Consider the following 20,955-nt stretch of genomic DNA (forward strand, 5'->3'; position numbering starts at 1 on the left):
CCGATGTTCGAAGTGATCGGCTCCTGGGTTTGATTGGCGAGTATTGCGTCGCCGACAGGGTTTCCGGTTCCTGTTTCAGTGATCGGTGGTTCGGAGACCTCGGAGTTAGGGTCACCGGACATGAGATGGCCGAGGTCTGAATCTGCCGGGTCCGCAGGTTCTGTGGTGTAGTCCTGCCCGCCGATGTTCGAAGTGATCGGCTCCTGGGTTTGATTGGCGAGTATTGCGTCGCCGACAGGGTTTCCGGTTCCTGTTTCGGTGATCGGTGGTTCGGAGACCTCGGAGTTAGGGTCACCGAGCATGAGCTGCTCGAGGCCTGAATCTTCCGGCTCCGGGGGGTTGGCGGCGAGGACGTTTTGTGCGTCCCTGCGTGCTTGTTCGCCCTCCGGGGTCATCGGGCCGATGAAGTTCGCCTGCGCTTCGAGCGCAGCACGTTCTTCCGGTGTCAGCTCCGGGTCGGCGAGGATCGGGTAGAGCAGGTTCTCGATACCGGCGGTGTCGACGACCTGAACGAGTTGCCCGTCCCGGATCTCGTAATGCGTCGGAATGGGTGTGCCGTTGGCGTCGTAGGCCCACGGGGCATCGATTGTCGAGACCGAGTTTCCGTCGGCCTCGAAGACGGTGACCGTGCCATCGGGGTTGACACTCATGTGACCGCCGGGCGGCACCGTCACCGGAATCACGGATTCGTGCGACGACGTTTCGTCGTGGATCAGGAAGAAGAACCGACTTCCGCCGGTGATCGGATCGAACACCCGCAACGAGGACTGCCCGCCAGGTGCGTACACCGTCAACGGTGACGCGACAGTCCCGACCGCCTGGGAGAGTACTGATTCGGGCGTGCGGGGGCTGAAAGGTCCCGGCCGCCCGCGCACTCCGATACCCGCAGCGGTGAACGCCGCAGCGCCGATCAGGGTGAGTTCGAGATACCGGTCACGGCCCGAGTCCTCCCCGGTTGTAGAGACATCTGCTGCCGGGTCCGGAACCGTTTGGGCCGGTGCGATATTCGAATCCGAATCCGCGGGGATCGGTCCGGGACCACGATCGGTGGTGGTTCCCTCACCCGGGGTGGGTGTGGGTGAGGGAACCGCTGATGCCGATGCATTGGGGAATGCACCGACACCAGTTTCCGAGGCCGGGGCCTCGGAAGCAATGGGCGGAACCTCGATCGTCGGAACCGGGACGATGGGGGTGCCGTTGTAGGTGGGAAAGTTCGTCGGAGCATTGGCCCCGACATTCGGGCCACCGCCTGGAGCCTGCACACCGGGGAGCCCGACCGTGGTCGTCGGCGCAGCTGTCGACGTCGTGGACGGCGCGCTCAGGCACGGGTTGATGATCTCTGGCGGGATGGGCGCGCCAGGTGGCAGCGACGCAATGAGATTCAGGTAGATCTGATGATCACGTGCCCGCACCGCCGCGCAGTCTTCTTCCGGCGTCGCGTTCGCCGGAGCGGCGGAGAGTGCGATTCCCGCACCGATCACTCCGGCCGCTCCGGTCAACAGCGCCCCGGCGGCAAGCACTCCCGCGAGAGTCCGGCGAAGTCGTCTACCGGACTTCACCGGTGCGCACCACGATTGTCACTCTTCTTCGTTCGGAGTAGCGCGATGAGTTTGTCTGCGCCCCAACAGAACAACCGTCCGGAGATCGACATCCACAAGAAGAATGCCAGGTAAACCAGGATCGTCCCGTAGTCGTTCGCCCAGCCGGCGAGCTTCCCGATCACCGCGAATGCCGCGATCAGCAACCCCAGTCCGACTGCGGTGGCGATCACAGCCTTGGAAAGTGGACTGAGTTCGCTGTCCGGATCCCAGTCATCAACGTCTGCAACGTCTGCAACGTCTTTACTATCGACGGCAGTGGATTCCGACTGGACACTGCGGCGTTCGGCGTTGTTGACGGTCATGGCTGGAACTCCAAATAGGAAGGGAGAGCGGGGACAACGGGTCGCCGACGTTCGGCCTGGTATCAGTTCCAGTACTGCTCCGTCAGCACTATGTGCCCCTCACTGGCGGGGTGATTCGGGTCGGAGACAAAGACATTGGCATGCCCACCACGCGCGGCTGCTTCACCGAGCACAGCTCCTTCGAGGGCGTCGACCTTGCCATCGGTAACAGTTATCGCGGAACCAGGCGCCAACCAGACCCCCCTCAGCGAACCTGGAACGATGTTCGCAATCGCATCAGGAATCGGGCTCGCCGCCAATGCCGCGGTTTCCGCATTCGAGAGCGACAGACCGATCCGGCCATGTTCCGGTTCGACGATCGGAGTTGCGGCAGATGCCACGCCGGCGCCGAGAACACCGATCAGGGCGATACCTGCGGTGAGAGTTCCGGCAGTGGCCAAGGTACGAATCTTCATGATTTCTCCTTTGTGGGCGTGATGAGTAACCACCCCTGGACGGGGCGGATCGGGAATAGTCGCCAGCAGCGCTGACGACGGCTGCGTGGGTTAGAGCCAGGTGGGATCGGAGTACACGAACAACGTGTTGTCCGACGTCGCCGTCGACACCGAGAGTTGTGCATACGAGCGGATCGTCACCGGCCCCATGCACGCATCAACCTTCACGTGCACGTTCTCTGCCGTGATCGACGCCTTCGACGACTCGAGATCCTTCTTCCCCAACGGAATCGTCGTGATCGTGCCCGGCGCAATCGTCGACTGAATACTCGGATTCACCGACGCATTCACACCCACGTTCGCCGACGGGACACCCGAAATACTCACACCGACAGACGGGCCGAGCGAAAAGCCAAGCCCCAAGCCAAGTCCGGAGGAAACATCGATCTGGCAGCCGATCTGCAATCCCTGCTCGACATAACCGGTCTTCACCGCCGAATCGCCCGCACCACCGATCGTGCCGGTCACCTTCGCCGACACGAACCCCTCACGAGTGAACGCCGTCGTCGCCAGATTCGGCACCGGATTCGCCGACAGTTTCGTGGCGGCAAGATCCAACGACCAACCGTCATCGGTGACCGTGCTCGCGAATTTGTCCGCCAACGCCGTCGGCGTTGCCGATGCGCTCCCTGCGAAGACCACACCCGACGACAGCGCGGCAACCGCACACGCCGCGAGCCCTACCGCGGCCCTCGATCGACGGTGGGATACGCCGTTTTGCGATTCGATCGACATGAACTGCTCCTCCACGTGACACAGCAACCAGAGCGGTAGCCGACAACTAACTGAATTAGTTACCGGACGGTACCAATCGTCCTGTTTGCCCGCCAGCGCGCCATCTCCCCCATCTTGGATTTAGGGTGAACTTTCGGTAACAGATATATATCGACAGGCTTATCAGCAGCGAAAAGGACCTAGGTCCTACTATGAGCAAGGTCACCGTTTACGGACGAGAAGATCCCTCAGAAACAGTGCGGCAAATCGAATTGAATCCGCATTTCGCGGGCCTCAGAGCAGTTGGAGACCGAAAGTGCGGGCATCAAGCCAGTGCGCGTACTTGAATATGAAACCAACAGGCATTACTTGGCAATCAATCGTGAAGTACGGCGCCCGAGCGGGGCCTGGGAGCGCAACTCTGCACAGCTCACGCGGAGATACTCACTTCGTGGTCGGCGCGAACTCGTCGGACCCACTGGCATCGCATCGTTAGCTTGTCAATCACTGATTAGCGCAGGCGACGCACACAAGTAGTACGCAAGTACGAGAAAAGGCTCTGACCAAGACCGGAGTCCTTGATCAGAGCCTTACCAACTCGGGGTCGAAAGTTATGCCGGTTCTCTCATGATGCCGAGATGCCGTGCAGTCCCGGACACCCCAGGAACCTCTTGCACAGGAGACCAGGTGTTCAGCCCGTCCGTGCTGTCGGAGTAGAGATACTTACCTTCGGTATAGGCGTCAAGATAGATCCGCCAGTCGCCGCTCGGCAACTGAACCACGGCCGGACCTTCGACAAGCGAACCCCAATTCCCTGGCGGGACAAACGAATAAGGTCCCGTCACCGAAGGAGCGACCGCATGCTCGACGACCTTCTTCGTCTCGTTCTTGGTGAACGCATGATGGGTCGATCCGACTTTGACCACGGTGGTGTCGATGTGGTCCGCACCGATCCCGGCGAGCGGAACAGGCGGGCTCCACAACCGGAGCGACGGTTCCAACGCCGTCATCAGATACGGCACAAATCCTCCACCGGTCGACATCGACAGGATGACGTTGACGCGATCGCCGTCCACAAACCATTCAGGCGCCCAGGCCTTGGTGACGAATGGTGACAGCGACGGTCCGTCGCTGAATCCGGCCGAACCCGAGAAGCCCGGGGGGCTCGCAGAACCGGTGCCATCTCCCGTGCCAGGCATCAAGGCGCAGCAAAACGGAACCGGATAGTTCCCCAGCGGCGTCCAGTTGATGCGGTCGCTGCTGCGTGCGAACCCGATGTTCGCCCCACCACCCGTCGTGTAGGTGAGGTAGTACACCCCGTCCGTGTTCCGGAAGATGCTCGGATCACGCACGAGCCCAGATGGCGGCCTGTACGCCGACTGCTGGACGAGCTGAAAGCCGGTGCCGTCGGCCGACTCGTAGACATCCATGTCGCGGTCGCTGGCATTGCTGAACGCCACCATTGTGTATTTCCAGTCAGGCGGCGGCGCGGCGCTGCTGGCAGGGGCTGCGACCAGCAACCCCGCGACGACGAGGATCACCAGCGATACAACAGAAAGGCCGGTCCGTTTTGTCGGAATCACCGATGAAGTATGTATGACAGCAGGCCCACCATGGGTAACTTCGGTCGGAGGCAGAGCAGGATCGTTACCTAAGTCGATTCGTCTTGTAGTGACGGCGGGACGGCGGCAGGTCGGCCGTTAGCATCACGCCATGGAACTTGGGGTGCATTTCGCGCTGTCAGACAGCGTGGCAGCGGAACTTCTGGACGCGCGCGGCGACGACGACAAACTCGGCGCTGTGGTCGAGGACATCGAGGAGACGGGCCGATCCGAGTTCTCGTGCGACACGGACAAGGCGTGGGATCCGATCCTGTGCGCCCTCTCCAGCACGGGGTACGAGCGCGTGTCCGAGAACTGGCCGGCCTACGGCGTGATCCTGGGGGACGAAGACCTCAACACCGACACCGACGACCAACTCGTCACCTACCTGGCACCCGATCGGGTCGCCGAAGTCTCCTCGTACCTGGCGGAAATCACCGAATCCGAGTTCGGCGTGCGCTACGACGCGATGCCGCTCGACGACCGCAACCCGGAGTACGGCTCCGACGAGCGCGGGTACGCCTGGGGCTGGCTTCAGGAAGTGGCGGACTTTTTCCAGCGCGCGGCCCGAGAGCGTCGCCACGTGGTATTCACCGTGCGGTTCTGACAGTCGAGAGCCCACTGCCGAAGCAGCGCGCCCTCGAAGAAGGAAAGACCGCTTGACAGTGGCGCTCAACTGCGGAGGACCCTCTGCGCGGGTTCTTGCTCTGACAATTCCTGTGCCGCAGCGTTTCTGGGTGACCGAGTGCGTGTCCTTCTCGCAGCCAGACCGAGCAGTAACGGAAACGTAACGATAGCCCGCGCGCTTCTCTAGCACTCACGATCTTGACCAGCAGTTTCACTGAAACAGTTTATTCTTCAACGGATTTCCAGTAGTGAGCTGCATCTCAAACCAACCCAATGGATTGCTCATTGTTTGCGACATGGCGTTGACTGTTACCGGAAGAATCAGACAAAGTGGCCTGTGGAGGCGCAACTCGAGTGGGCCACCGACGAGGGAGAAGCCGAATGACGCACCTACGCAAGATGATTACCGTGGCCGCATTGATACCTGCCGGTATCGCAGCCATCGCACTCAGCGGCGCGGGCGCAGCATCAGCTGTTACTCCGATCGCCGACAACGGGCGCATCGGCGTGCAGCTGAACCAGGGTGAGACGGCATTGTTCGGCCAGCTCAATGCGGGCGCTGCGATCGAAAGCATCACTAACTCCACCCAGATCGGCGTGCGCCTCGCACCAGGATCGCGCTTCGAGAGCGGCCCCAACGTCGTCTGGGGACGTCTCGACCAGTTCGCCAACGAAGCAGCCTCCCGTGGTGGAGAAATTTCTCTCGGCGTACTCAACCCGGCGAGGGGTTCACAGCAGTTCTTCTTCATTCAGAACTGGTAATACCCTCCGCCGTCGAATTGATGCTTCGCTCTTCCTGTGGCGGGGCGGAGTATTTTTCGTTTCCCGTGGCCACGTTTGTCGCCGAGTGTTGAACAGGCGACGTTATCCCGGACGACTTTTGTGAGGACTGCAAACGGGCACCGATGCGTGCGGGAATTCCCTGTACCGCTGCGTAATAACGCATCCACAACCGACCCCTGAGGCGAACGAATGAGGTGGACTCGGCGCACCTCTGTTATTGAAAATGAAAATCATTTTGACCGAGGCAAGTGGATGGCATTCAAACTTAACTGTCCAGACGAGACGGATGCTCGAAAAGTGGAATGAGCTGCAGACTTAGGCGGCGTTGCCGTGCCGGTCGCTCTGCTCCATTACGTCCAGTTCGTCTGAGACGACGTCACGAGCGCTTTCGAATACTGAAAGTAACTTCTTCTGTTCCGAAGACAAGGTGACACGCCAGGCAGGCATACGGACGCCTGCGCTGCTGTACAGGTAGTCGGTTTTACCTGGAATCATCAGGATGTGGTCGTGTTCCACTGGGATGCGGTAGGCGAGGTAGTCGTGATCGGTGATCAGGGCAAATGGATGGCCGCCCTCGAAGGCGAAGACGTCTGAACCGTCAGCCTGCGAATCCTAATCTGCTCCCGCATCACAATAAGCAACTGCTGGCCAGTGTCACTTGACATGACACTGGTCGCGCAAGTGAGTCAAAGCCTGCCTTGATTAGTCGCCCATGGACCGAGAAAAGAGACTACGGAAGCAAGTCCAAGAATTCTTGAATAACTTCTCGCACCTCCGACTCATTTTTGCTCGAATTCGAAGGATCATCCTGGTTAATTGCATTCATTATTTCAATTTGACCCCAGGCCCCCCTCAGGGTTTCGGAATCTGATGCACGCTCCGATTCGCGTTCTCTGACGTACCTCTCGAATATTTCAACTAGCGCATGCAAGGATATTTTTCCGTCACAATAATCACGATTAACCTGCTCAGCTTCCAGGCGGTAAATTGATTGATCCGTCATGTTTTTCACTTTCCCGATAAATTGCCAAATGAGGTGGTCACAACTCTGCCCGTTTCATTGATGATAACTGATAGGTTGTTTATCGAATCATAGATCACGGTCGTGTTTCCTCTGCTCGGGGTCGCCAACCCTTCACGAATGGCCTGTTCAACCAGGGATGGAAGTATGCCGCGCTCTTGCATTCGGTCGAACGCATGCCCCGTATATTCACGACCGTTGACTATTCCAGGACGATTGGTTCCGGGCTTTACATTTATTTCGCGATCTCCGCGCCCACCCACAGGCGTCGAGGCCGGTCTGTCTCCGACGGGAATAGTCGGATCGCTAGGGGCTCTATTCCCGGCCTCACCGGCGGTGGCGGCTGCCCTGCGACCTGCGGCTTCGGCGTCTGCGGCGGTTCCGCCGCGCCGCAGAACAGCCTCCACCGCTTCTTGCACGGCAGCTCCGCCGACTCTGCCTCCTGTGCCTACGATCGGAATGAGGGAGACGATATTTGCTGCTGCGGCAGCGATCTCAGCCGGAGAATGCTCGGGTGAAGGCTGTGCTCGTTGGCCGCGATTGAAGCCGAACGGATCGACGGCGGCATCGTGCACGGGGGACTACGAGGAAGTTTCGCCACGCGTCTCCGAGCGTTCCGACGCTATCGACTGTTGTGTCGACGGCACTTTCCCCGACACCCCACGCGGTGTCCCATACTTTTTGCGGGAACGATCGGTTCGTCGGGCTCGTTCGGATCTGGCGGGATCGGCACATTGCCGGTGAAACCGGCAGGCACGTCCCCGTGCGCTTCGGCAAGCTGGTTCGCAGCTTGTTGACGTGGACTGACAGTGGGTTTGGGGCCCGGACTGGTCACCAAACTTGGACCATCCGCCCAGTGGTGACAGTCGAGCAAACGTGCAAACAAGGCACGATCCGGAGCATTTCAGCAGATTGCATGCAACGCGGTCTCTGGCGATATGGCCACGCAAACTTATTGAACGGTCAACAGTTAATTGGTGGCGCGCAGCTCATTCGGACACCAAGCGCAAGGAGGCCGCGTAAACCACGAGCCCATCTAGCCAAGGAGGGAATCGAATTGACCACCAGCCGCACGATGCGATCACCTGGAACTCTCGTCGCCGAGCGCCGCAATGGCTGATCGTTCACCACAGCACAACGAGAACCGGCAGATTGCCGCAACATCGGACGTAGCACCGAAGTGGCGAAGCCATTGCTTCACCCGGCGACCCCAGGGCGGCAAAGATTGCTACACATCCGACTCCTCGACGCTCCTGCGCTTCGTAGGGCACGAAAAAACCCAGCCCACGCTTTCGCGCGGGCTGGGTTTGAACAACGAACATTTGGCGGAAGCGGAGGGATTTGAACCCCCGGTGGGTTTAACGCCACGCTCGCTTTCAAGGCGAGTGCATTCGGCCGCTCTGCCACGCTTCCGTGGGCGATCCTATCGGGTGTAACCACGGACCGCGAAAACGGCTCCGGCCTCAGCGCTCGCCGATGGCTTTGTCGACCTTCTCGAAGACGTCTGCCAGCACGTCCAGTTCCTGGGGAGTCAGCAGATCGACCAGATTGTTCCGCACTCCGGCCACGTGAGTAGGTGCCGCCTCGGCGAGGCGACGCCTACCCTCTTCCGTGATCCGCGCGAGCACGCCGCGACCATCTTCGACGCAGGTGTCTCGCACGACGATGCCCTGAGATTCCATCCGCCTGATCTGGTGCGTGAGGCGACTCCGCGAAGACAGCACGCCGTCTGCCAGGTCACTCATCCGCAACGACCCGTCAGCTGACTCCGAGAGCATGACCAAAATGCGGTAATCGGCCAACGACAGGTCGTGTGAATCCTGCAGTTCGCGGTTGAGAACCTCCATGAGGCGCTGATTACCGTCCATGTAGCCGCGCCATGCACGCATCTCGCATGGCGTCAGCCACGGTGTCTCACCGTGCGCCGCCTGCGATGTCTCCTCGGTTGTCGCTTCAGCTGTCACAGGTTCCAAGTTTAGACCTGTGTCCGCCCGTCACAGTAAGACTCACCCTAAAGTCACGAATTGGACATCAGGATCGAACGGTCGATTTCGGCGACCGATGCCAGCCCCGCCAGTCCCATAGTGAGATCCAGGTCGGCAAGGAGACTCCGGAGCGCATGACGCACTCCGTCCGCTCCGGCCAATCCCAACCCGTACACCCACGGCCGCCCGTACAGCACTGCGTCGGCACCCAAGGCCAACGCCTTGATTACGTCTGCGCCACAACGAATTCCGGAGTCCATCAGGATGTCCACCTCATGCCCCACCGCATCAGCGACGGGACCGAGAGCATCGAGTGCCGAAATCGACCCGTCAACCTGACGCCCACCATGGTTGCTCACGACGATGCCGTTGGCGCCGGCCGCGACGGCCTCACGTGCGTCGTCGGGATGGACAATTCCCTTCACTGCGATCGGAAGTGTCGTCCACTGGCGAAGTTTCGCGATATCGGCAATCCGCACCGCATGATTGCCGAACAACGACACCCACGTGAGAACCGCGATCTGCAGCGCTTCTGCGCTCTCCTCGGGCGGCGTCGCCAGTTTGGCGCGGAACACCGGATCCGACAGGTAGTTGGCAATACCCTTCGCCTGCAGGAACGGAAGGTGACCGAGTTCGAGATCCCTTGGACGCCAACCCATACCGGGAGTGTCGGCAGTCAGGACGATAGCCTTCGCGCCCGCCGTCTCCGCTCGGCGGACAAACGACTCCGCAAGTTCGTCGTCGGCCGGCCAGTACAGCTGGTACCACCAGTTCTCGCCGGAGGCCGCCGCTACGTCTTCGATGGTCGAGGATGCCGCCGTCGAGAGAATCGATCCGATCCCCAACTCGGCAGTGACCGAACCGACCGCAACCTCGGCGTCGTCGTGGACCAAGCCGAGCACGCCCACCGGAGCCGTCAGGATCGGTGCAGCCAACCGCGTCCCCAACACCTCGACGCTCAGATCGCGTGCGTCCGGCGCCGCAGTCCCCCGCAACATCCGCGGCACGATCGCATGCTTGTCGAACGCACGCAGATTCGACTCCGCGGTTCGTTCGGTCGACGCGCTACCAGCGATGTACCCGAAGGCCTCCGGTGAGAGTTGCTCGCGCGCGGCATCTTCCAAGCCTGCCGCAGTCATCGGCAAAGCCGGCTTCGCGCCGCTCAGTCCCGTCAGATAGATCTCGTTCTGCATGTTCCCGAAGTAAGTCACGTCCGCGACGGTAGCGGCAAAACACCCGTCAGCGGGGAGATTCGCTAGCGTCGTATCCATGTACGCCATAACGATCGATCAGCCCGGCGGTCCCGAGGTCATGAAATGGGCGCAGCATCCCGATCCTGAACTACCTCGCGGGCACGTACTCGTCGAGGTCGCCGCAACCGCGGTCAACCGCGCCGACCTGCTCCAACGTCAAGGCTTCTACCCGCCGCCGCCCGGCGCGAGTGACATCCTCGGCCTCGAATGCTCGGGTGTGATCACCGAACTCGGCGAAGACGTCACCGGTTGGTCCGTCGGCGACGAAGTCTGCGCATTGCTGGCCGGCGGCGGCTACGCCGAGAAGGTTGCGGTCCCGGCAACACAACTTCTCCCGGTTCCCGCGGGCGTCGATCTCCGGGTCGCAGCGTCCCTGCCGGAAGTTGCGTGCACGGTGTGGTCCAACGTCGTGATGCGCGGAGGTCTACGACGCGGACAGGTCCTCCTCGTCCATGGCGGTGGCGGCGGAATCGGCACCCACGCCATCCAGGTCGGCAAAGCCCTCGGCGCCCGCGTCGCAGTTACCGCGGGTTCGGAGGACAAATTGAACCGCTGCCGCGAATTGGGCGCGGATATTCTCATCAACTATCGCGACAGCGACTTCGTAGCATCACTCGCCGAAGCCACCGACAACCACGGCGCCGACGTGGTTCTGGACAACATGGGAGCGTCGTACCTCGGGCGCAACGTCGACGCACTCGCCATGGACGGCCACGTCGTGATCATCGGAATGCAGGGTGGCCGCAAGGGCGAAGTCGACATCGCCAAGCTGATGGGAAAGCGCGGAAACATCACGTCGACGGGCCTGCGTGGGCGTCCGCTCACCGGCCCCGGCGGTAAAGCGGACATCGTCGCCGACGTCCGCGCGAAGTTGTGGCCGTTGATCGCAGACGGATCAGTTCAACCGATCGTGTCGACCGAACTTCCGATCACCGAGGCGCCATTAGCCCATCAGTTGCTGGATTCGCCGGAAACCGTAGGCAAGGTCATCCTCACCGTGAAGTGAGCCGAGCGGGATCGATCAGCCCAGGGCGCCGAGTTCGGCGACCAGCTGATTGATCTCGTACCGCGTCGTGTACGGCGCAAGGCCGACGGTGACCGCGCCGCCTTCGTCGTTGACACCGAGGGCGTCGAGCAGCCTGGAACCACCATGCGTACCGCTGACCGTCGCGATGCGCTTGTCGGCCAGGTGCGCCGCGACCTTGTCTGCCGCCATCCCCTCGAGTGTGAAACTGAGCGTCGGCACCCGCGTGGGTGCGCCGCCGATCACCATCACGTTGGGCAGGGCTGCGAGAGAACGCATGAGGTGATCGAACAGACCGTCCTGGTAGTCCTGCAGCGAGCTGATCGAGGTTTCGAGGCGCTCACGCCTGGTTCCCGTTGCCGATTCGTCCAAGCCCGCCAGGAAATCGATCGACGACGTGAGACCGGACAGCAGCGCGAACTGATGACCGCCCACCTCGAGTCGCTCGGCGCCACGCGCGTACGGGTTGAGCGACACGGCCGGAATTCGGTCGAGCAGTCCGGGATCGCGGAAGACGAGTGCGCCCACCTGCGGACCGCCCCACGACGGCGCGCTGACGGCAACGATGTCCGCCCCGAGATCAGCCATGTCCACATGCGCATATGGCGCTGCACCGACGGCGTCGACCACCATCAGTCCGCCGAATTCGTGCAGACGATCAGCTGCGGCGCGGACGTTCGGAGCCGAACCGACGACCGGTGATGCGGCCGTCAAGGCCACCAATCGAGTGGTCGAGGTGATGAGATCGTTGAACTGCCAACTCGGGAGCTCACACGTTTCGATTTCGACCTCTGCCCATCGCACCTGAGCGCCGTAGCGACTGGCCACACGAAGCCAGGGCGCGACGTTCGCCTCTTCGTCGAGGCGCGAGAGTACGAGACCGGTTCCGAGGCCCAACCGCGAACTGAGCGACTCGGCGAGCCAAGCCAACAACACCGCTCGGTCTGATCCGAGAACGACTCCCGCAGGATCTCCGCCGACCAGATCGGCGACCGCGGTGCGCGCACTCTCGAGAATGGCAGCACTACGACGGTTCGAGACGTGGCGACCGGAGGAAGAAGATGCAGAGGCACGGAACGCGGTGGAGACCGTCCGCGAGACGGCGTCCGGGATCTGCATTCCGGCCTGCGGATCGAGGTGGATCCAGCCGTCACCGAGTGAGGGAATCAACCCCCGTACGCGGGCAACGTCGTAAGCCATGCTCGACACTCTAGGTGCAGACGCCCGCTTAGTCGAAGGCAGTCACCCAATTACCCGTCAGTACAGTTATTCGATAGCTAACTTTTTGGGGGTTACGCGGCGTTTGTCGCCCACACACGACAAGATGGAAGCATGACGAACCCCGACAAAGAGCAGGTACTCGTTATCGGACCCGACGGTCGACCCGTCGCAATGCCGGCGGCCGAGGCAGAGGCCTCCACATCCGGCACCACCGAAGGCGCGGAATCCGAAGCCGAGTCCGTCGCCGAGATGGTCGAGCAGCCGGCCAAGGTCATGCGAATCGGCACGATGATCAAACAACTCTTGGAAGAAGTGCGCGCCGCGCCGCTCGACGACGCCAGCCGCAAGCGCCTCAAGGACATCCACACCTCGTCCATCCGAGAACTGGAACAAGGCCTGGCACCCGAACTCCGTGAAGAACTCGAGCGACTGAGCCTCCCGTTCACCGACGACTCCATTCCCTCCGACGCCGAACTGCGAATCGCGCAGGCCCAACTCGTCGGCTGGCTCGAAGGACTGTTCCACGGAATTCAAACCGCACTGTTCGCGCAGCAGATGGCAGCGCGCGCCCAGCTCGAACAAATGCGGCAGGGCGCACTGCCTCCCGGCATGAGCATCGGGGCTCCGCATTCGCCTGCCCATCCGGACCAACAGAGCCCGGGAACCGGCCAGTATCTGTAACCCGGACCACCACGAAGTCCGCGGGAAAACCGGCTCCGACGCCAGGCCGGTAGGCTCGACCTTCGTGTCAGCATCCGCAATCGAATCCGAGACGCCGGACGCACCCGCGCCCGTGTCCGACTCCCAGACGTTCCGTCGTGCGTTCAAAGACCTTCGCGACGGTCTGAATCAGCGTGAGTTGTGGCTCAGCCTCGGCTGGCAGGACATCAAACAGCGCTACCGCCGGTCGGTGATCGGTCCGTTCTGGATCACGATCGCCACCGGCGTGCAGGCCGGCGCGATGGGTCTTCTGTACTCCGCGTTGCTGAACATTCCGCTCAAGGAGTTCCTGCCGTACGTCACGGTCGGCCTGATCGTGTGGAACCTGATCAGTGCAGGCATCCTCGAAGGCTCCGAGGTCTTCATCGCCAACGAGGGCCTGATCAAGCAGTTGCCGTCGGCGTTGAGCGTGCACGTATATCGCCTGGTTTGGCGTCAGGTGCTGTTCTTCGCGCACAACTTCGCGATCTACATAGTTCTGCTGTTCGCGTTCAGCATCTGGCAGAACATGAGCTGGACTGCGCTGGCGGCGATACCGGCATTCCTGCTGATCGTGGCGAACACGCTGTGGGTCTCGATCGTCTTCGGCATCTTCTCCACCCGATACCGCGACATCGCCCCCATCCTGGGCAGCATGACGCTCCTGCTGTTCGTGCTGACGCCGATCATGTGGACAACTCAGGCCCTCAAGGACCAGGGCGGGCAAGCCAGCGAGCGAGTCCGGCTTGCCGAGCTCAACCCCCTGTACCACTACCTCGAGATCATCCGAGCACCACTCATCGGGGCCGACCAGCAGGCATACCACTGGTACATCGTCATCGCCTTCACCGTCGTCGGCTGGGCCGTCGCGATTCTGGCACTCCGCAAGTACCGGGCACGCGTGCCCTACTGGGTCTAGAGGAAACACATGAGTCAGCCAGTCAGCATCCACACGCAGAACGCGTGCGTCGACTTCCCGATCTTCGACGCGAAATCCCGCTCGCTCAAGAAGGCCTTCCTCGGCAAGGCCGGAGGATCCATCGGCCGCAACGACTCCGATGTCGTCGTCGTCGAAGCGCTCCGCGACATCACGATGACGCTCAAGGAAGGCGACCGCATCGGGCTCGTCGGCCACAACGGCGCCGGCAAATCCACCCTGCTGCGCCTGCTCTCCGGAATCTACGAACCGACCCGGGGATCCGCCAGCATTCGCGGACGCGTCGCACCCGTCTTCGACCTCGGTGTCGGCATGGACCCGGAAATCTCCGGGTACGAGAACATCATCATCCGCGGCCTGTTCCTTGGTCAGACCCGCAAGCAGATGCTCGCGAAGATGGACGAGATCGCCGAATTCACCGAACTCGGTGAATACCTCTCCATGCCGCTGCGTACCTACTCCACCGGTATGCGCGTTCGCGTTGCCATGGGCGTCGTGACCAGTATCGATCCTGAGATCTTGCTTCTCGACGAGGGCATCGGTGCCGTCGACGCGGAATTCATGAAGAAGGCCCGCATCCGGCTGCAGAAGCTGGTGGAACGCTCCGGCATCCTGGTATTCGCCAGCCACTCCAACGAATTCCTCGCTCAGCTGTGCAACAGTGCGATGTGGATCGACCACGGCCAGATCCGCATGCAAGGCGACATCGAAGACGTCGTGCGCGCCTACGAAGGTGACGACGCCGCCGAACATGTGCGCCACGTGATCAAGGAAATGGAACGGGAGAACACCCCGTGAGCGCACCCGAGAAAATCATCGGGGTCGTCGTCACTCACAAGCGTCGTGAACTGCTGGCTGAATCCTTGAAGGTTCTCAGCACCCAGTCGCGTCCGCTCGATCATCTGGTTGTCGTCGACAATGCCGACGAAGCCGATGTGAAAGAGCTCGTCGACAACGCTCCACTGCCGACCAGTTACATCGGTTCTCAGCACAACCTCGGCGGTGCCGGAGGATTTGCTCTTGGCATTCTCTACGCGCTTTCACTCGGCGCCGACCGCGTCTGGCTCGCCGACGACGACGGCCGCCCGGACGGCCCCGAAGTCCTGGAAACACTGCTCGACTGTGCAATTCGGAACGACCTGGCCGAGGTCTCCCCCGTCGTCTGCGACATCGACGACCCCGACCGCCTTGCTTTCCCACTGCGGCGCGGCACGTCGTGGCGCCGGTTGCGTTCCGAGCTCGGCGACGAGGATCTCCTGCCAGGCATCGCGTCTCTCTTCAACGGCGCACTGTTCACAGCCGACGCGATCGATGCCGTCGGAGTTCCGGATCTACGCCTGTTCGTCCGCGGCGACGAGGTCGAGGTACACCGTCGCCTCGTCCGCTCCGGCCTGAAGTTCGGTACCTGCCTGCAAACTGCTTATGTCCACCCCAACGGCGCGGACGAGTTCAAGCCGATCCTCGGCGGTCGCATGCACACGCAGTACCCCGACAACGACACGAAGCGCTACTTCACGTACCGCAACCGTGGATACATCCTCTCCCAGCCGGGAATGCGGAAACTGCTTCCGCAGGAATGGGTTCGGTTCGGCTGGTACTTCCTGATCACACGCCGCGATCCGGCCGGACTGCGCGAGTGGATGCGATTGCGCAAGCTCGGCCGGGAAGAGAAGTTCGAACGTCCGAGTTAAGTCGGCCGCCCCGAGTTAATTCAGTTGCACAGTCGCGTCTGCGGCTGAGACGATTCTGATCCGACGCATGGTGCGTCCTGAGATTTTCGAGGAGTGAGTATTGATGACTGTCGTGTTCCGCAGTTTCAGCACCGTCAACATTCACACTTCTTCGTACTCGAGGACACACTCACCATGCCGGAAAACAGCGCGCCCCTGACCGAATACGGTTGGAACGCAACACTCTCGAACACATTCACTGCCCTGGCCCCACCGGACTCCGCACCCGGGCGCGTTCTTCGCGTCGACCGGGGGCGGTGTGACGTGGCCGTCGCCGAAGGCACAGTTCGCGCACTCAGCGGCAGCGATCCACTCTGTACGGGTGACTGGGTCGCCGTGGCCGAGTTACGGGACTCACGCGAACCCGAGATGCACACGGTCACTTCGATACTCCCTCGATCAAGCAGCATCGTTCGATCCTCGGCATCCGGAAAATCGGAAGGCCAGATTCTGGCGGCCAATGTCGACACCGTCGTCATCGCCACGGCTTCGGACGGCGACGTCGATCTCGGGCGCATAGAGCGACTACTCGCACTCGCCTGGGAAAGTGGTGCAACCCCTGTCGTCGCACTCACCAAATCGGATGCAGCTCACTATATCTCCGACACTCTCGCCGAGGTCACTGCCATTGCGCCCGGCGCAACAGTGCTGGCCGTCAGTGCCGAGACCAACGAAGGAATGGATGTACTCGATGCAGTTCTGGACGGCACCGTGGCGATACTCGGTCCATCAGGCGCCGGTAAGTCGACGCTCGCGAACGCCCTCCTCGCGGACACCACAGACGCCGATCGACTCGAGACCGGTCGCGTTCGGACCGGTGACGGAAAGGGACGCCACACCACCGTCACCAGAGAGTTGATCTCATTCTCCGGCGGCCGGACACTGATCGACACACCCGGCCTGCGAGGGGTCGGCATGTGGAACGCGGCGGAGGGGATCGAGAAGACGTTCCCCGAGATCGAGGAGCTGATTGCAGAGTGCCGGTTCTCCGATTGCGCACACAACTCCGAGCCGGGATGCGCAGTCCTGAGCGCACTCGGGCGTGGCGATATCGATGAGCGGAGGCTCGCGAGCTACCGGAAACTACAGCGAGAGAATGCATGGAACGCCGCGCGAAGCGATGCTCGTCTGCAGGCAGAGAGGACGCGGGAGATCAAGGTGATCTCCCGACAACTCAAGAGTCACTACCGCGGTCGGGACCGGTAGCGAACAAAGCCTGGCAGCATGGGGGTGATCCCGACGAGAGGTTGCCATGTTCGAGCAGTTCCGTTCCAGCGCCAGAACCAAGCTTCAGCGTGCGGTATCCGAGGTGGTCGAGGCCGCCGACCGGCGCAACGCAGATCGCACGCAACAGATCCTCGACGCGCTGGCACTCTCACGTGACGAACTGGCCGAGGCCCGCGGTGACATCGCGGGCCTCCGGTCCAGGATCGACGAGCTGGAATTTCGCCAGCGTCGGGATCTGGCCTACGCCGTGGATCTGGAAGCGACAGCGTCGACTGCCGAGTTCATCCTCGAACACCTTCGAGTCGCGGAGACATTCGGCCACCCGCACGACACGCTGCGCCACGCATTGGGCTTGATCGAAATACCCGGCATGGCACTCGAATTCGGCGTCGCCAGCGGAACCACACTCAGGATCGTCGCGGAGGCTTTCACCGAACGCGAGGGGACCGTCGCGGGTTTCGACGTGTTCTCCGGCCTTCCGGAGACTTGGCGGACCGGGTTCCCGGCCGGCGAGTTCGCGCAGGAATCCATCCCCGAAGTCCCAGGGGCGCAACTTGTTCCAGGCCTCTTCGAGCACACATTGCCCTCGTTCCTGAACGACGAACCCGGCCCCGTTGCGTTCCTGCACCTCGACGCCGACCTCTACTCGTCCACCAAGACGGTGCTCGATCTCCTCGGCGACCGACTGGTACCCGGGTCGATCGTCGTCTTCGACGAGTTCTTCAACTATCCCGGGTGGCAGCAGCACGAGTACCGGGCGTGGACGGAGTTCGTCACACGTACCGGCATCTCGTTCGAATACCTCGGGTACACCGTCGACAACGAGCAGGTCATCGCCAAGATAGTGCGCTAACGCTCACTTCTCGTACAGGCGGGCCCAGTTCTCGCGGCTGGTGAGCTGGGGGAAATCCCGAGCGAATGCCTCAGCAACACTTGGCGCTTCGGCGAGGAACCTCTTCATCACGCCGGCGAGGCGGCCGCTCATCTCGGCGGCCTTCTCACTGTCGAAGCGGCGTTCACGCACGCCTCCCTGCGAAGCATCGGTGACGAAGACGTGATCGAAACGTCCGACGTGCCACCACTGCGCATCTTCGTACGAGATCGCCACCGGACCCCGCTCCAGATGATTGCGCGCCTGCATCACAGCGCGTTTCGCCAAAACGAGGTCTGTCCACAAACCGGGTTTCGGGCTGGGCGCAACGCGACGGATCGGCAGCCTCCCCGGCAACTCCGACGCCGGGCGAGTTACCGTCTCGGGGAAGCGCTTACGTTCCTGGTTGATCGCGGCAAGCGCCTCCTGCCCACCGTCCGCCAAACCTTCCGGCCCCTCGAGGAATCCCTCGATCGCCCGGAGTTGCGTGTGTGCAAGGCCGTACTGCAACCCGACGATCGAATGCGAAATGTCGCGAGAGAGTTGCTTCGCGAGCGTTTTGGGCGCGAACCCCGGGTCGAGCGAAGCGGTGATGAGTCCGTTGCGCGTACTGAAGTAGTGCGCAAAACCGTCGACGTCCTTCCAATAGAAGTCCGCATGCCAGACAGCAGCCGACGGCAACGTGATGGTGGGAATCCCGGCCCGCCCGGCCCGCAAGCTGTACTCGACGTCGTCCCACTGGAAGAAGACCGGCAGTGGCAAGCCGATCCGCTCGATGGCTTCAGCAGGGATCAGGCAAGACCACCAGCCGTTGTATTCGGCGTCCACGCGACGTTCCGGCAGCTTCTCGAGCACACTCCGGTTGCGAACACCGTGCTCGTCGGTCGGCACACCACGCTGCAGGGTGCCCAGATCGACGCGTTCACCCGAAGCCAACAGGAAGTCGGGGTTGAACAGAAAGAGCATCTGGGCGCCGATCAAAGCCGGCTCCGTCGTCATGTTCGCGAACGCACTCAGTCGAAGAACCGATTCGGGCTCGCACAGAATGTCATCGTCCATCAAGATCACGTCGGCGTGCGGTCCGGCCGCCGAAGCCTCGTACAGGCCCCGGGTGAACCCGCCGGCACCACCCAGATTCGCCTGCCGCAGATATTGCAACCGCGAACCGAACTTCTTCGACACTTCCTGGAACAGCTCACGGCTCTCTACCGGATCCGTTCCCTGATCGACGACGTACAGAGCGTCGAGCAACGCGAGTACACGCTCGTCGGACGCGAGGGCCTCGACCGTGCGCGCACAGTCGTCCGCACGATTGAACGTGCAGATCGCCACGGCTACCGGGCGAATCGACTCCGGCGAGACGACGGTCCATTCCACATCGTCGACCACTGCGCCGCCACCCTGCGCTTCGAACTGCAGCCACAGTGCCCCGCCGTCGACGAAAGTATCGAGCGGGGCGGTCATGGACACTCGCTCGTCGCCGGTCACGACGACGTTCGTCACGATCCGGCGGTGACCACCGATGTCCGAGGCCTGGATCTGGATGCGGCAAGCGGTATCGGCCACGACATGCGCGGTGACAGTGACCTCGGTGACGTTGGTCCAGCGCTGCCAGTAGCTGGCCGGAAAACGACCGAAGAAGGTGTTGGTGTGTGCGACGGCCCCGGGCTGAAGCCGCAACTCGAATCGCGATCGCGTCGACATTCCGACCTTGGTCACCGCATACAGTTCGTCACTGGCGACGGGCGAAGTTCCGGTGAACAACGTCCGCTGCGCCAGCAGTCGATCCGACGTCGCGCTGCGTTCGATCAACTCGACTCCGGAATCGGACTGGTCATCGGTCGTGTTCACGGTATCCACGCCCCGCAGGGTATCGCGAATCGGCACCTCGGCGCCCCGGGCACCGAGACACACCAGGTCTACCCGTGATTACTCACTGCAGCGGCGGAGCGCAGCTCGGTCTTTCGGCGGCGAAGCGACAACAATCCCTTTGCCATCTGGATCACGTCCTTCGGCGAGATACGGCTTGCATGTGCCAGATGATCGTCACTGAGTCGGATCGGGACCTCGACCGGGCGCACCCCGGCCAATTCGAGCGCGTAGTCCAATTCGGTAGTGAAGAGGAATCCACGCTCGGTCAATGAGGGTGCGATTCGACGCAGCAAAACGCCGTCGACGATGAAAGTTCCCTGAGGATCGCCCGTGCGAGTGCCCAGCACGACCCGTCGCAGCGTCGCGAATCCGCCGGTCATCACCGAACGCAGCAGGCCACGTTCCACCTCTGATTCCGAATGAGCCTTCGAACCGATGACCACCGGCGGAACGGACCCTAGGTCCGCCATCACGCGGTCGGCCCCTTCGATGTCACCGAAACCGAACGGAAGATCGTCCGCTGTGAGCAACACGCGCCGTCCACGAGAAGCAAGTGTCCCGGCGCGAAGCGCCGCACCCATTCCTTTATCGCTGCTCATCGGAAGGAAAGTCACTCCCGGCCACGACCAGGAAGCCGCCAGAGCGGCACATACGTCGGCAGTGTTGTCCGTCGACCCGTTCTCCACGACGATGATCTCGACCTGACCGGCGCTCTCGGCCGGGCGGCTGGTGAAGTACTCGGCGAATTGACGCACCGTCGACTCCAGCACCTCGCCTGAGTTGTATGCGGGGATGATCACCGAGAGTTCCGGCGTAGCTGGTTCCCCACGAACGGGTTCCGTTCGCGATGTCGCCACGTCCCGATCTCCTTACTTCCCCGACTGCAGTTCGAACTCGTCGGAATACTACGCTCCGAGAAACAAGGCGCAGCCCAGGCTCCGAGAAAAAGAGCACGACCCAGGCTCCGAACAACAGCCATCGACTCGAAGACGA

18 protein-coding genes, 1 tRNA gene and 1 pseudogene are annotated in these 20,955 nt (G+C 61.9%); 9 read left to right on the forward strand and 11 right to left on the reverse strand.

Features of this window, described 5'->3' with window-relative positions:
- The 5 genes and pseudogenes from AC1Q61_RS12130 to AC1Q61_RS12150 all read right to left on the reverse strand — a co-directional run.
- Positions 1 to 1,559 (reverse strand): annotated as a pseudogene (locus AC1Q61_RS12130) (hypothetical protein); the annotation flags it as partial.
- Positions 1,556 to 1,903, reverse strand: a complete 348-nt coding sequence (locus AC1Q61_RS12135; protein WP_042921163.1) for a hypothetical protein — start codon at positions 1,901 to 1,903, stop codon at positions 1,556 to 1,558. The gene AC1Q61_RS12135 and the pseudogene AC1Q61_RS12130, both read right to left, overlap by 4 nt.
- A gap of 62 nt (positions 1,904 to 1,965) precedes the next feature.
- Positions 1,966 to 2,358 (reverse strand): hypothetical protein, encoded by a 393-nt coding sequence (locus AC1Q61_RS12140; protein ID WP_020968150.1) that lies wholly within the window; start codon positions 2,356 to 2,358, stop codon positions 1,966 to 1,968.
- Positions 2,359 to 2,448: 90 nt separating this feature from the next.
- Positions 2,449 to 3,132, reverse strand: a complete 684-nt coding sequence (locus AC1Q61_RS12145) for an MspA family porin (RefSeq protein ID WP_020968149.1) — start codon at positions 3,130 to 3,132, stop codon at positions 2,449 to 2,451.
- A 590-nt stretch (positions 3,133 to 3,722) separates the two neighbouring features.
- A complete protein-coding gene (locus tag AC1Q61_RS12150) occupies positions 3,723 to 4,574 on the reverse strand; it encodes a glycoside hydrolase family protein (RefSeq protein ID WP_252194222.1) in 852 nt (283 codons plus the stop codon).
- A gap of 250 nt (positions 4,575 to 4,824) precedes the next feature.
- Here AC1Q61_RS12150 and AC1Q61_RS12155 point away from each other — a divergent pair, with 250 nt between their 5' ends.
- Positions 4,825 to 5,319 (forward strand): DUF1877 family protein, encoded by a 495-nt coding sequence (locus tag AC1Q61_RS12155; protein WP_019746449.1) that lies wholly within the window; start codon positions 4,825 to 4,827, stop codon positions 5,317 to 5,319.
- A 401-nt stretch (positions 5,320 to 5,720) separates the two neighbouring features.
- The gene (locus tag AC1Q61_RS12160) at positions 5,721 to 6,101 is read left to right on the forward strand and encodes a hypothetical protein (RefSeq protein WP_042921166.1); all 381 of its coding nucleotides are present in this window, start codon (positions 5,721 to 5,723) and stop codon (positions 6,099 to 6,101) included.
- Between the two features lie 2,365 nt (positions 6,102 to 8,466).
- Here AC1Q61_RS12160 and AC1Q61_RS12165 read toward each other — a convergent pair.
- The 3 genes from AC1Q61_RS12165 to AC1Q61_RS12175 form a co-directional block, all read right to left on the reverse strand.
- Positions 8,467 to 8,556 (reverse strand) — tRNA-Ser (locus AC1Q61_RS12165).
- A gap of 50 nt (positions 8,557 to 8,606) precedes the next feature.
- Positions 8,607 to 9,032, reverse strand: a complete 426-nt coding sequence (locus tag AC1Q61_RS12170) for a MarR family winged helix-turn-helix transcriptional regulator (protein ID WP_020968140.1) — start codon at positions 9,030 to 9,032, stop codon at positions 8,607 to 8,609.
- 128 nt (positions 9,033 to 9,160) lie between these two features.
- Positions 9,161 to 10,399 carry a lactate 2-monooxygenase gene (locus tag AC1Q61_RS12175; protein ID WP_003943926.1) on the reverse strand — a complete coding sequence of 413 codons (1,239 nt, stop codon included), beginning with the start codon at positions 10,397 to 10,399 and terminating at the stop codon, positions 9,161 to 9,163.
- Between AC1Q61_RS12175 and AC1Q61_RS12180 the strand changes: the two genes are divergently transcribed.
- Positions 10,398 to 11,387 (forward strand): NAD(P)H-quinone oxidoreductase, encoded by a 990-nt coding sequence (locus tag AC1Q61_RS12180; RefSeq protein ID WP_215515573.1) that lies wholly within the window; start codon positions 10,398 to 10,400, stop codon positions 11,385 to 11,387. The two genes, AC1Q61_RS12175 and AC1Q61_RS12180, sit on opposite strands and share 2 nt — an antisense overlap.
- A gap of 15 nt (positions 11,388 to 11,402) precedes the next feature.
- Here the strand turns inward: AC1Q61_RS12180 and AC1Q61_RS12185 are convergent, their stop codons facing one another.
- A complete protein-coding gene (locus AC1Q61_RS12185) occupies positions 11,403 to 12,605 on the reverse strand; it encodes a cysteine desulfurase-like protein (protein WP_007731767.1) in 1,203 nt (400 codons plus the stop codon).
- A 132-nt stretch (positions 12,606 to 12,737) separates the two neighbouring features.
- On the opposite strand from AC1Q61_RS12185, the gene AC1Q61_RS12190 reads away from it, so the two are divergent.
- From AC1Q61_RS12190 to AC1Q61_RS12215, 6 genes are all read left to right on the forward strand, one after another.
- Entirely contained in the window at positions 12,738 to 13,307 is a 570-nt protein-coding gene (locus AC1Q61_RS12190) for a bacterial proteasome activator family protein (protein ID WP_003943894.1), read from the forward strand.
- A 64-nt stretch (positions 13,308 to 13,371) separates the two neighbouring features.
- Positions 13,372 to 14,244: a galactan export ABC transporter permease subunit Wzm/RfbD gene (wzm, locus tag AC1Q61_RS12195; RefSeq protein ID WP_029254233.1), complete on the forward strand. Its 873-nt coding sequence runs from the start codon at positions 13,372 to 13,374 to the stop codon at positions 14,242 to 14,244.
- Positions 14,245 to 14,253: 9 nt separating this feature from the next.
- Positions 14,254 to 15,060, forward strand: a complete 807-nt coding sequence (gene wzt, locus AC1Q61_RS12200) for a galactan export ABC transporter ATP-binding subunit Wzt/RfbE (protein WP_007731776.1) — start codon at positions 14,254 to 14,256, stop codon at positions 15,058 to 15,060.
- The gene (gene glfT1, locus AC1Q61_RS12205; RefSeq protein WP_054188649.1) at positions 15,057 to 15,953 is read left to right on the forward strand and encodes a galactofuranosyltransferase GlfT1; all 897 of its coding nucleotides are present in this window, start codon (positions 15,057 to 15,059) and stop codon (positions 15,951 to 15,953) included. Before wzt ends, glfT1 begins: the two co-directional genes overlap by 4 nt.
- 174 nt (positions 15,954 to 16,127) lie before the next feature.
- Positions 16,128 to 17,198, forward strand: coding sequence for a ribosome small subunit-dependent GTPase A (rsgA, locus tag AC1Q61_RS12210; RefSeq protein WP_020968136.1), 1,071 nt, complete (start codon positions 16,128 to 16,130; stop codon positions 17,196 to 17,198).
- A gap of 46 nt (positions 17,199 to 17,244) precedes the next feature.
- Positions 17,245 to 18,072 (forward strand): class I SAM-dependent methyltransferase, encoded by an 828-nt coding sequence (locus tag AC1Q61_RS12215; protein WP_042921211.1) that lies wholly within the window; start codon positions 17,245 to 17,247, stop codon positions 18,070 to 18,072.
- Positions 18,073 to 18,075: 3 nt separating this feature from the next.
- Here the strand turns inward: AC1Q61_RS12215 and AC1Q61_RS12220 are convergent, their stop codons facing one another.
- Positions 18,076 to 19,950 carry a glycosyltransferase gene (locus AC1Q61_RS12220; protein WP_308251805.1) on the reverse strand — a complete coding sequence of 625 codons (1,875 nt, stop codon included), beginning with the start codon at positions 19,948 to 19,950 and terminating at the stop codon, positions 18,076 to 18,078.
- Positions 19,951 to 20,009: 59 nt separating this feature from the next.
- Positions 20,010 to 20,819 (reverse strand): glycosyltransferase, encoded by an 810-nt coding sequence (locus AC1Q61_RS12225; protein WP_042921213.1) that lies wholly within the window; start codon positions 20,817 to 20,819, stop codon positions 20,010 to 20,012.
- Between the last annotated feature and the right edge of the window lie 136 nt (positions 20,820 to 20,955).

Source organism: Rhodococcus sp. MPR-R1B (genome assembly GCF_058793255.1).